Source organism: Candidatus Photodesmus anomalopis (assembly GCF_000731785.2).
GTDB lineage: Bacteria > Pseudomonadota > Gammaproteobacteria > Enterobacterales > Vibrionaceae > Vibrio > Vibrio anomalopis.
Genome location: NZ_JGVJ01000001.1, coordinates 1 through 12,757, shown reverse-complemented (window position 1 = coordinate 12,757; position 12,757 = coordinate 1). Strand labels below are relative to the sequence as shown.

Sequence of the window (12,757 nt, the reverse complement as noted above, 5' to 3'; positions counted from 1 at the left end):
AGCTCACACATATGACTCTCGATATTTCTAAATATCCAATATTATCTCTAGCAAATACACCCAGAGAATTACGTAGCCTAAAAAAGGAACTGCTACCGCAATTATGCGATGAATTGCGTATATATCTATTGAATTCAGTAAGTCAATCTAGTGGTCATTTAGCGTCTGGTTTAGGTACAGTAGAACTAACAGTTGCATTACATTATATATATGAAACTCCATTTGATCGACTTATTTGGGACATAGGACACCAAGCTTACCCTCATAAAATTTTAACTAACCGTCGACATCAAATGGCAACTATTCGAAAAAAAAATGGACTTCACCCTTTTCCATGGAGGGAAGAAAGCGAATATGATACACTATCCGTTGGACATTCTTCAACTTCAATTAGTGCTGCACTTGGCATGGCAATTACTCTAGATAAAGAGGGAAAAGATCGAAAAGTAGTAAGCGTAATTGGTGATGGATCGATCACAGCTGGAATTGCGTTTGAAGCAATGAATCACGCAGGTGATGTTCATCCAAATATGCTAATAATACTAAATGATAATGAGATGTCCATATCAAAAAATGTTGGGGGATTAAATAAATATTTAACACAATTACTTTCAGGAAATTTATATACCTCTATTAAAGAGGGAGGGAAAAAAGTATTATCTGGAATTCCACCAATCAAAGAATTAGCTAGACGAACTGAAGAACATATAAAAGGTATGATCATACCAGGGACTTTATTCGAAGAATTAGGATTTAACTATATTGGACCTATAGATGGTCATAACATTAGTGAACTTGTTAAAACAATTAAAAAAATGCGTGATCTAAAAGGTCCTCAATTTCTGCATGTTATAACTAAAAAAGGTAAAGGATACAAACCAGCTGAAAAAGATCCTATCAGTTATCATGGTGTACCTAAATTTGATCTTAGCCAAACTACTTTGCCTGAAAATGTTAGTAAAAAACAAACTTTCTCAGAAATTTTTGGGGATTTTCTATGTGATATGGCGACATTAGATCCTAAATTAATGGCAATTACTCCAGCTATGTGTGAAGGATCTGGAATGGTGCGTTTTTCAAAAGAATTTCCACAACGATACTTTGACGTTGCTATTGCAGAACAACATGCAATTACCCTTGCAACTGGAATGGCAATTGCTGGTGATAGACCTATTGTATCTATTTATTCTACTTTTTTACAACGTGGATATGATCAATTAATTCATGATGTTGCAATTATGAACCTTCCTATTATGTTTGCCATAGATCGATCAGGATTGGTGGGATCAGATGGAGAAACACATCAAGGCGCATTTGATTTAAGTTTTATACGTTGTATTCCAAATATGACAATTATGGCACCAAGCGATGAAAATGAATGTCGTCATATGCTATATACTGCTTATAAACATAATGCTCCAAGTGCAGTCCGATACCCTCGTGGTTATGGCATGGGAACTCAAATTCAAATAAAATTTAGCGCGTTTGAAATTGGAAAAGGTCGTATTATTCGTAAAGGAAATAAAATAGCTGTTTTAAATTTTGGAACTTTGTTGAAAAATGTTCTTAAAGTAGCAGATAAACTTAATACTACAGTTGCTGATATGCGTTTCATTAAACCTCTTGATGAAAAACTTATTGTACACCTTATAGAAAACCATGATATGCTTGTCACCATAGAAGATAATGTAATTGCAGGTGGTGCTGGTTCTGCGGTAGTCGAATATATGATGAAAGAAAAACTTATCAAGCCAGTTTTAAATCTAGGCTTGCCAGATAGGTTTATTGCTCAAGGAACACAAGAAGAACTACATCAAGAACTAGATCTGGATCCAGATGGTATTGAAAAAGCAATTAGAGATTATTTAGTTAAATAGTATATAGATATTTTATATCAGGATCAGGACAAATTTCATCAATTGAAAGTTTTTTAAAAGCTATCCTTACTTATTATTCATTTAATTCAATAAGATAAACAAACTTAACTAAATCAGTTTACTTATGATATCATAATCAATAACCTAAAAAGGAGCATAAATGCGTGTCACTAAATACCTTCTCTCTACTTTAAAAGAGACTCCAAGTGAAGCAGAAGCTATTAGTCATAAATTAATGCTACGTTCAGGTATGATTCGTCAACTAGCGTCAGGTCTATATACTTGGTTACCTACAGGCCTTCGCGTTTTAAGAAAAGTTGAAAAGATTGTACGTGAAGAGATGAATCATATAGGAGCTATAGAGATTTTAATGCCAATCATGCAGCCTTCTGTGCTCTGGAAAGAAACAGGAAGATATAATGAATTTGGGTCTGAGTTACTTAAAATTTCAGATCGTCATAATCGATCATTCGTACTGGGTCCTACCCATGAAGAAATAATTACAGATATAGTTCGCAACAATATAAAATCTTATAAACAACTTCCATTAAACTTATATCAAATTCAAACAAAATTTCGTGATGAAATTCGCCCGCGTTTTGGTGTTATTCGTGCTCGAGAATTTACTATGAAAGATGCGTATTCTTTTCATCTAAATAAAAAAAGTCTAAATAAAACATATGAAACGATACATCAAACATACTGCAGAATTTTCAACCGTATAGGATTACGTTTTCTTTCAGTCGAAGCAGATACAGGTTCTATCGGTGGTGATAAATCTCATGAATTCCATGCTTTAACGGATATTGGTGAAGATTTGATATCGTTCTCATCTAATTCTAATTATACATCAAATATTGAAAAAGCTTCAGCTTTTTCTCCTATTCTTAGAATGCCTAATGCAACTAAAAAAATGGAATTAGTGAACATAGAAAATATTAACACAATCGAAGAATTAGCAAAACAGCATAAACTTTCAATTGAAAGTTTTGTTAAAATTATATTTGTTAAGGCATCTAATCATGTTGATAGTTCAATTATTGGACTACTTATAAAAGCAACTCATGAATTAAATGAAACTAAAGTAGAAAAGTTAACTGAAATTGCCTTTCCATTACAAATGGCAACTGAAAAAGAAATTTATCAATTAATTGGTGCTCACCCTACTTCATCAGGTCCAGTTAATCTTAAATTGCCATTTATTGTTGATCGTTCTGTTGCATCTATGAGTAATTTCCATGCAGGTGCTAATATCGATGGAAAATACTATTTCTATATTAATTGGCATCGTGATGTAAAACTCCCAAAAGTACGGGATCTTAGAAATGTAGTAGAAAACGATCCTAGTCCATGTGGTCAAGGGAAAGTAATAATTAAACGTGGCATTGAAGTAGGACATATTTTTCAACTTGGTCATAAATATTCAAAATCAATGAATGCTTATCTTCTTGGTTCTGATAGTAAGAAACATATTATAGAAATGGGATGTTACGGTATTGGTTGTAGCCGTGTAGTTTCAGCTATAATTGAGCAAAATAATGATAAATACGGAATTATTTGGCCAGCAGCAATAGCGCCTTTTCAAGTTGCAATTATTCCAATAAACATGCGTGTATTTACACGTGTTAAAATAGAAGCTGAAAAACTGTATATTGCGTTAACTTCTATAAACATTGATGTATTATTTGATGATCGTCTAGACAGAATAGGTATAATGTTATCTGATATTGAACTTATAGGTATCCCACATATTATTCTAATTAGTGATGATGGAATAAAAGAAGGAAAGTTTGAATATAAAAATCGTAAATTAGGTAAAAAAATAATAATAAGCATGGATGCTATTATTGAACATATAAAAACACAAATCTTTACAGACAAAAAAAACTAAACTTATCCTTTTAAGACTATAACTTACTAGTTACTAGTTAAGATTTTTTCTTGCATTTTGAAACATACGCATCCAAGCACCATTTTCTCCCCAATCTTCTGGAGCCCAAGAATTCGAAATAGTTCGGAAAACTCGTTCAGGATGAGGCATCATAATCGTCACACAACCATTTTTAGTTGTGAGCCCCGCTATAGCATTAGGAGAACCATTAGGATTACTAGGGTATTTTTGTGTATGTTGACCATAATTATCTACGTAACGCAATGATATAGTACCTGAATCTTCAATTGCCAACAAATGTGCTTCATCACGAACTTCCACACAACCTTCAGCATGTGAAACTACAATTGGGATTTGAGATTCTTCCATACCACTTAAAAAAATTGAAGGTGACTTTTGCACTTCTACTAAACTAAATCTAGCTTCAAAAGATTCAGATTTATTTCGTATAAAACGAGGCCAATGTTCAGAACCTGGAATCAGGTCACTTAAATGTGATAACATTTGACAACCATTACAGATACCTAAAGAAAAAGTATTACGTCTAAAAAAATCTTCGAATTGAGCACTAAGTTTCTCATTCAATAAAATTGACTTTGCCCACCCTCCACCAGCACCTAATACATCACCATAAGAAAAACCTCCACAAACTGCTAAACCATCGTAACCTACAAGAAATTTTTGATTCATTTCAATATCACTCATGTGAAAATCAACAGAATCAAAACCTGCACGATTAAAAGCAGCTGCCATTTCAATATGAGAATTAATACCTTGCTCACGCAAAATTGCTACTTTAGGTTTAGTACTAGTATTAATCATAAAAGGAGCAGAAATATTTTCATTAATATCAAAACTTAATTTTACGTTCAAACCAGGATCTAACACATCCTTTTTAATATCATGCTCTTGGTCTGCACAAGCTGGATTATCTCTTAAAGATTGCATTTGATATGTTGTTTCTGCCCAAATTAAACGTAGTTCAGTTCGAGTTCTATCAAGAACTATATGCTCACCAGAAGTAATTAAAAAAGTATCTTTATCTTCAACAGTACCAATAACATGAGAGCACTGAGCTAATCCGTTACTTGCTAAAACATCGAAAACATTATCTAGCTCAGTATTCTTAATTTGAATTACAGCACCTAGTTCTTCATTAAATAATACAGATAAGTTACATTTGCCCAATGGCTTAATATCTATTTTTACACCGCAATGACCAGCGAATATCATTTCAGCTAAAGTAACTAATAAACCTCCATCACTCTTATCATGATAAGCAATAATCTTATTATTTTGTATTAGAGTTTGAATGCTTTGATAAAATCCATTTAAATACGCTGGATTATCTAAATCAGCAGCTTGATCACCTAACTGTTTATATACCTGAGTCAATGCTGTTGCACCTAAACGATTTTTACCATTACCAAGATCAACCAGAATAAGAGAAGTATCACCTTTGTCTATCCTTAATTGAGGAGTAATAGTTTTACGCACATCTTCAACACGTGCAAACGCTGTGATAATTAATGAAAAGGGAGAAGTAATTTCTTTATATTTACCATTCTCTTTCCATGTTGTTTTCATGGACATTGAATCTTTACCGACTGGAATAGTCAAACCAAGGAATGGACAAAGTTCTTCCGCTACTGCTTGAACGGCTCTATAAAGACCTACATCTTCACCAGGATGTCCTGATGAGGACATCCAATTAGCAGATAATTTAATCCGTTTAATATCACCAATATTTGTAGCCGCAATATTAGTAATTGACTCTCCTACTGCTAAACGAGCTGAAGCGACAAAATTTAATAAAGCACTAGGTGTACGCTCACCTATAGATACTGCTTCACCATAATAAGAGTCATAACTAGCAGCAGTTACTGCACAATTAGACACTGGAATTTGCCAAGGCCCTACCATTTGATCACGTACTACAAGTCCACTAACTGAACGATCAGCAATCATAATTAGGAAAGTCTTTTCTGCAACAGCAGGAAGGCGTAAAACTCGATCTAACGCTTCATTAATTTCAATTCCTTTCAAATTAATAGTAGTGTTCTTTACATTTAACACTTCTGCATAATAATGTTTCTTTGGAATTTTAGAAAAAATAATATCCATGGGTATATTAATAGGAGTATTATTAAAATATGAATCCTTTAATTCTAATACGCGCTTTTCAGTTGCGGTACCAATTACCGCGTACGGTGTGCGTTCTCGATTACAAATAGTCTCAAATAGAGGCATTTTATCAGGAGAAACAGCTATTACATAACGCTCTTGAGATTCATTACACCAAATTTCAAGCGGACTCATGCTTGGCTCATCATTTGGTATATTGCGTAATTGAAAAATACCTCCTCTTTTACTGTTATCCAGTAATTCTGGTAATGCAGTAGATAATCCACCTGCACCAATATCATGAATTGATTCAATTGGATTCATATCACCTAATTGCCAGCAAGAATTAATGACCTCCTGACAACGTCTTTCCATTTCTGGATTTTCACGTTGTACAGAAGAAAAATCTAGTTCTCCAGTTAATTGACCATATTCTAAAGAAGAGGATGAACTACCACCAAGTCCAATATTCATAGCGGGACCCCCAAAAAGAATTATATTAGCCCCTATTGAAATTTCTTTCTTTATTACATGCTCATCACGAATATTACCTATACCACCGACAATTATTATTGGTTTATGGTAACCACGAATCTCTTCACCAGCATGAGAATTTACTTTTTCTTCATAGGTGCGAAAATAACCAAGCAAACTAGGACGACCAAATTCATTATTAAACGCTGCACTACCAAGTGGTGCTTCCAACATGATATCAAGAGCAGAAACAATACAACCAGGCTTGCCAAAATCACTTTCCCATGGTTGATGAAAATTAGGGATTCGTAAATTTGAAGTTGTAAAACCAACTAAACCAGCTTTTGGTTGAGCACCAATGCCTGTTGCCCCTTCATCACGAATTTCACCTCCAGAACCTGTAGCAGCTCCTGGCCAAGGAGAAATAGCTGTTGGATGATTATGTGTTTCAACCTTCATTAGAATATGAACTTTTTCTTGATTATAACCATAATGGTGAGTTCTTACATATGGAAAAAAACGTCCAACTTCTGAACCTTCCATCACTGCAGAATTATCTTCGTAAGCAGACAATATATAATCAGGAGTCATTTTAAAAGTATTTTGAATCATTTGAAAAGGTGTTTTTTCTTGCCTTATACCATCAATAATCCAAGTAGAATTAAAAATCTTATGGCGACAATGTTCTGAGTTAACCTGAGCAAACATCATTAATTCAATATCTGTTGGATTTCGTTTTAACTTATTAATAAAAACCTCTAGCAAATAATCTATTTCTAAATTAGAAAGAGCAAGACCTAGGGTAGAATTTAATTTTTCAATTTCAAAACGACCATTACTAAATATGTCTACACTTATGATAGGTGATGGGTTTAATATTTTAAATAATGCGCTAGCTGATTTAAAATTATGGAATACAGATTCCATCATAGGATCATGTAAAATTCCTACTAATGTTGACATTTGTACCTTAGTAAACTTTGAGGAACTTTTCAAATAATAAGCTATACCTCGCTCTAAACGTAAGATCTTACTCAACCCACAATTTTTAGCAATATCTGTCGATTTAGATGACCAAGATGAAATAGTTCCTAGCCTAGGAGTAACAAGAATCAGGAACCCATTGGGTGATTCTTGACGAACATTAGAGCCATACTTCAATAATTTCTTTAATTTTTCAATTTCATCACTATTTAAATCTGAAACTAAATTAACGAAATGAACAAATTCAGCATAGATATCACTCACTGGTACATTTGATACATGACAAAGTTTCATAATTTTACTAATACGAAACTTAGAAAATACTGAGGAACCACGAAAAATTCTCATATAATTAGGTCTCTTATTTTTTTTAGTGATAAAACATGTTTGTTCCTACTTATATAAATCTATATTACTGTTTTTTTAGATTGTAATAAATTTTAAAATGCTTAATTTTAGAATAAAATTTACTATTTTATTTACTAATGTTAACTGCGTTAATTAGGGAAACATATTTTGTCTAATTTTATATTCACTCAGCAAGATAAATATTTCATGTATCGAGCAATAAAACTTGCTTCTTTTGCAGAAAAAAAAGGAGAAGTTCCTGTTGGTGCACTGCTGATAAAAAATCAAAGAGTAATAGCAGAAGGATGGAATCAGTCTATTAATAAAAACGATCCTACAGCGCATGCAGAAATAGAAACACTTCGTAAAGCTGGTAAATTACTAAAAAATCATCGATTAATTAATACTACCTTATATGTAACACTAGAACCTTGTCCAATGTGTGTAGGAGCTTTACTACAAGGACGAGTACGACGTGTAGTATTTGGAACTCCAGCTCTAAAAACTGGAGCTGCAGGTACAGTGCTTAATTTATTTAAAGACCATTCTGCATACCACTATACTGACGTAGAATATGGTCTTCTTAAAGAAGAATGTCATATCCAGTTAAAAAACTTTTTTAAACAACGCAGAAAAAAAATAAAGAAAGCCATAGTATTATAACGGGACACAAAATTGTATCATCTAAAAAATGAAACTATAAAAGCAATATTGCGTTAATTCTTACCGTAATTATAATATTACGGTAAATTTTAACTAGTTAAATCATCAAAGAACTTTTTTACTCCATTAAAAAACCCTTCAGATTTTGGTTTATGCTTAGCTTTACCAGCACAAGACTCTTCAAACTCACGCAATAATGATTTTTGTCGAGCACTTAATTTAACTGGCGTTTCAACTACTAGTTTAACAATTAAATCACCAACAGCGCCACTACGAACACTTTTTACACCTTTAGCTCGCATTCGAAACATTCGCCCAGTTTGGGTCTCTGACAAAACTTTAAGATTTACACGTCTATCAAGAGTTGGCACCTCTACCTCGCCACCTAATGCTGCCATAGTAAAACTGACGGGAACCTCACAGTAAAGGTTATTACCATCACGTTTAAAAATATGGTGCTCTTTTACATGAATTTGAACATACAAATCACCTGCTTGTGCTCCTCTCTCACCAGCTTCACCTTCTCCAGATAAACGTACTCGGTCACCAGTATCCACACCAACAGGAATTTTAATATTGAGAATTTTACTCTTTTGTATTCTACCTTGACCGTGACAAATATTACATGGATCTTGAATTATCTTACCTTGACCATGACATGTAGGACAAGTTTGTTGTACAGCAAAGAATCCCTGACGCATTTGAATTTGACCATGTCCATGACAAGTTGAACAATTTTTTGGAGATGAACCTTTTTTAGCACCAGTACCCCGACATGAATCACACTGAACTAGTGTTGGAACCTCTATTTCTTTTGATACCCCACGAACTGCTTCCTCTAAAGATAACTCTATATTATAACGTAAGTCAGCTCCACGATGCTGAGAATGAGCTTGTCCAGTCCGACGTCCTCCACCAAAAATATCACCAAATACATCACCAAAAATATCACCAAAATCACCTTGATTGCTACTATTAAAACCGGTACCCATTCCTCCTTGATCAAAAGCAGAATGACCATATTGGTCATACGACATTTTTTTTTGCGGATCTAGCAAAACTTCATACGCCTCTTTAATTTCTTTAAATTTATCTGCAGCATACTTATCCCCTTGGTTACGGTCAGGATGAAATTTCATTGCTAATCGTTTATAGGCTTTTTTAATATCACGTTCAGATGCATCACGAGTAATACCTAATACTTCATAAAAATCACGTTTTGACATACTATTTGTCACCAATTCCCCGCTAATATAACGACATTATGCATGTCGTTAATTATTTATCTCCAATAAAAAATCGCCTTGTAAAATAGAATATAATAAGAGCATACGGGCGAATGAGTTATTTCAAACGCCCGCATCAAACAAAAATCTGATATATACACGGAGGGGAAAAATGTTTTAATAGTTTACTTTTTTCCGTCTTCTACTTCTTCAAACTCTGCATCTACAACATTATCTTCTTTAGAAGAAGAATTTTTTCCGCTATCAGTTTTAGAACTTTTGCTTGTTTGCTTAGCTTGTTTTTGAGAAACTTCCATTAGTTTTTTTGAAGCTATCATTAAGGCTTGAACCTTAGCATTTATAGCTTCCTTATTACTAGTTTTTTTTGCATCTTCTAATTCTTTAATCGATGCATTAATTTTTTCTTTTTCATCAGAAGAAAGAGCTTCACTAACTTCTTCCATTTGTTTTTGAGTACTATGAATAATTTGATCTGCATGGTTACGTGCAGTTGCTAATTCTTCAAATTTTTTATCAGCTTCTTTATTAATTTCAGCTTCTTGGACCATTTTCTTAATTTCTTCTTCACCTAAACCACCTGATGCCTGAATAGTAATTTTCTGTTCCTTACCAGTTTGCTTATCTTTTGCAGACACGTGTAAAATACCATCAGCATCTAAATCAAAAGTTACTTCAATCTGTGGCATTCCACGAGGTGCTGGCTGAATGCCCTCTAAATTAAATTGACCTAACGACTTATTATAAGTTGCTTGTTTACGTTCACCTTGAAGAACATGAATAGTCACTGCACTTTGATTATCTTCTGCCGTTGAAAAAACTTGATTAGCCTTAGTGGGGATAGTCGTGTTTTTTTCAACTAGCTTAGTCATTATGCCTCCCATAGTCTCAATACCTAGTGATAAAGGCGTCACATCTAATAAAAGCACATCCTTTACATCACCAGCTAATACCCCTCCTTGAACTGCAGCTCCCATAGCTACTGCTTCATCAGGATTTACATCTCTTCTTGCTTCTTTACCAAAAAATTCAGCTACTTTAGTCTGAACCATCGGCATGCGAGTTTGACCTCCAACAAGAATAATATCATTAATATCACTTACAGAAAGATTTGCATCTGATAAAGCAACTGTTAATGGCTCAAGAGATCGCTGAACTAAGTCCTCTACTAAGGACTCTAGCTTCGCTCGAGTTACCTTAACATTCATATGCTTAGGACCAGTGGAATCGGCAGTAATATAAGGTAAATTAACATCAGTTTGTTGTGCAGAAGACAATTCAATTTTCGCTTTCTCTGCTGATTCTTTTACACGTTGCATAGCAAGAGGGTCATTCTTAAGATCCAATCCTTGCTCTTTTTTAAACTCTTTAACTAAATAGTTAATCAAACGATTATCAAAATCTTCACCACCAAGATGAGTATCACCATTAGTTGCTAGAACTTCAAAAGTTTGCTCACCTTCAACATCATCAATTTCTATAATAGAAATATCAAACGTACCACCACCAAGATCATATACAGCAATAGTACGATCGCCAGCTTTTTTATCTAAACCATATGCTAAAGCTGCAGCTGTTGGCTCATTGATAATGCGCTTAACTTCAAGACCTGCAATTCGTCCAGCATCTTTAGTTGCTTGACGTTGAGCATCATTAAAATAAGCAGGAACTGTGATAACTGCACCGTCTATTTCTTCACCCAAAAAATCTTCAGCAGTTTTTTTCATTTTTTTTAGCACCTCAGCAGATACCTGAGGAGCAGCCATCTTTTTACCTCGAGCTTCAACCCAAGCATCTCCATTATCTGCCTTTACGATATTAAAAGGCATAATGCCAATATCACGTTGTACCTCTTTATCTTCAAAACGACGACCGATTAAACGCTTAATTGCAAAAAGCGTATTTGTAGGATTTGTAACTGCTTGACGCTTCGCTGGCTGGCCAACTAAGGTTTCGCCATCTGTATATGCAATTACCGATGCTGTTGTACGCTCACCCTCAGCATTTTCTATGACGCGCGATTTGTTACCATCTAGAACAGCAACACAAGAATTAGTAGTACCCAAATCAATACCAATGATTTTGCCCATCAGGCTATCTCCGAATAAATTTTTATCTTCACCCTTTTCCCATATCCTTTTCCCATACATAGGTACGAGGGAAAAAAGCAATCTGGTAACCCTTAATTTTCAAACAATAACAATCATGTTTGCTTCCATATGGACCATAGATAAGGGCGCATTGAGACTTTTCAAGGGGGAATATTAAAAAAAACCATTTTATAATATCATTATGTTAACTGAGAAAATAGAAACTAACTTCAATAAATATTTAATCTATCTTTTCACTTAAACTATATATTAAATAAATGCATACAGTTTTAAATTTTAAGAATTAGAAATGTTTCACTAGATTCCTAACACCTTGAAAGTAATCAAATCTGATAAAAACAATATTTAACACGGGTAAAAATCAACTACTTTGTCACTACAACCATAGCAGGACGTAGCACACGACCATTTAATTCATAACCTTTTTGCATTACATTCATAATCACATTTGATGTATGATTGCTGTTTTCTTCAATTGACATTGCTTGATGAAATTCTGGATTAAACCCTTCACCCTTTTCAGGGTTAATCTCTTTTAAACCAAATTTAGCAATAACCTCTATAAATGTTCTATAAGTCAATTCCACACCTTCAAGAATTGGTTTTATAAATTCATTTTTAATATCACCTGATTGAATAGCACGTTCTAAATTATCAATAACTGGCAATAACTCTTCTGAAAATTTGTTCAAAGCATACTTATGGGCTTTATTAATCTCAACTTCTGTACGACGACGCATATTTTCTACTTCTGCTTTTGCACGTAGAAGTAATCCTTTCTGTTCTTCTTGTTTGGCTTTACTTGCAAGTAATTGAATCTCTAATTGAGCAATTTTAACCTTGTAATCATTAATTTGAGACTGTTCATTTAATGTAACATTAACATTAGTGTTTTTTAGAAGATCAGCCTCCTGATCTTGTGAATGTTCTTTTTCCTGTTTAGTACTTTTATCTTGAACTTTTAATTGTTCTGATTGTACAGTATTTTCACTTAATTGTTCTGATTGTACAGTATTTTCACTTAATTGTTCTGATTGTACA

Annotated in this window: 7 protein-coding genes; 3 read left to right on the top strand and 4 right to left on the bottom strand. The window is 33.7% G+C overall.

Going from position 1 to position 12,757, the window contains the following annotated elements:
- Positions 1–11: 11 nt before the first annotated feature.
- On the top strand, positions 12–1,877 hold the full coding sequence (gene dxs, locus CF66_RS00035; protein WP_016503996.1) for a 1-deoxy-D-xylulose-5-phosphate synthase: 1,866 nt from the start codon (positions 12–14) through the stop codon (positions 1,875–1,877).
- 160 nt (positions 1,878–2,037) lie between these two features.
- A complete protein-coding gene (locus CF66_RS00030; protein WP_034411038.1) occupies positions 2,038–3,768 on the top strand; it encodes a proline--tRNA ligase in 1,731 nt (576 codons plus the stop codon).
- Between the two features lie 33 nt (positions 3,769–3,801).
- Here CF66_RS00030 and purL read toward each other — a convergent pair whose 3' ends face one another.
- A complete protein-coding gene (purL, locus tag CF66_RS00025) occupies positions 3,802–7,698 on the bottom strand; it encodes a phosphoribosylformylglycinamidine synthase (RefSeq protein WP_034411036.1) in 3,897 nt (1,298 codons plus the stop codon).
- Positions 7,699–7,866: 168 nt separating this feature from the next.
- On the opposite strand from purL, the gene tadA reads away from it, so the two are divergent.
- Positions 7,867–8,361: a tRNA adenosine(34) deaminase TadA gene (gene tadA, locus CF66_RS00020; protein ID WP_034411034.1), complete on the top strand. Its 495-nt coding sequence runs from the start codon at positions 7,867–7,869 to the stop codon at positions 8,359–8,361.
- Positions 8,362–8,450: 89 nt separating this feature from the next.
- Here tadA and dnaJ read toward each other — a convergent pair whose 3' ends face one another.
- The 3 genes from dnaJ to grpE form a co-directional block, all read right to left on the bottom strand.
- Positions 8,451–9,587, bottom strand: coding sequence for a molecular chaperone DnaJ (gene dnaJ, locus CF66_RS00015; RefSeq protein ID WP_034411033.1), 1,137 nt, complete (start codon positions 9,585–9,587; stop codon positions 8,451–8,453).
- A 185-nt stretch (positions 9,588–9,772) separates the two neighbouring features.
- Complete coding sequence (gene dnaK, locus CF66_RS00010; RefSeq protein ID WP_016503991.1) at positions 9,773–11,695, bottom strand: molecular chaperone DnaK; 1,923 nt, start codon at positions 11,693–11,695, stop codon at positions 9,773–9,775.
- 386 nt (positions 11,696–12,081) lie between these two features.
- Positions 12,082–12,757 (bottom strand): nucleotide exchange factor GrpE (grpE, locus tag CF66_RS00005; protein WP_155993911.1); only part of this gene is annotated, 676 nt, incomplete at its 5' end.

Bases quoted from the DNA above. Each gene is read 5' to 3' on its own strand.
- CF66_RS00030 (WP_034411038.1), top strand. From the start codon at position 2,038: ATGCGTGTCACTAAATACCTTCTCTCTACTTTAAAAGAGACTCCAAGT.
- dnaK (WP_016503991.1), bottom strand. From the start codon at position 11,695: ATGGGCAAAATCATTGGTATTGATTTGGGTACTACTAATTCTTGTGTT.
- dxs (WP_016503996.1), top strand. From the start codon at position 12: ATGACTCTCGATATTTCTAAATATCCAATATTATCTCTAGCAAATACA.
- dnaJ (WP_034411033.1), bottom strand. From the start codon at position 9,587: ATGTCAAAACGTGATTTTTATGAAGTATTAGGTATTACTCGTGATGCA.
- purL (WP_034411036.1), bottom strand. From the start codon at position 7,698: ATGAGAATTTTTCGTGGTTCCTCAGTATTTTCTAAGTTTCGTATTAGT.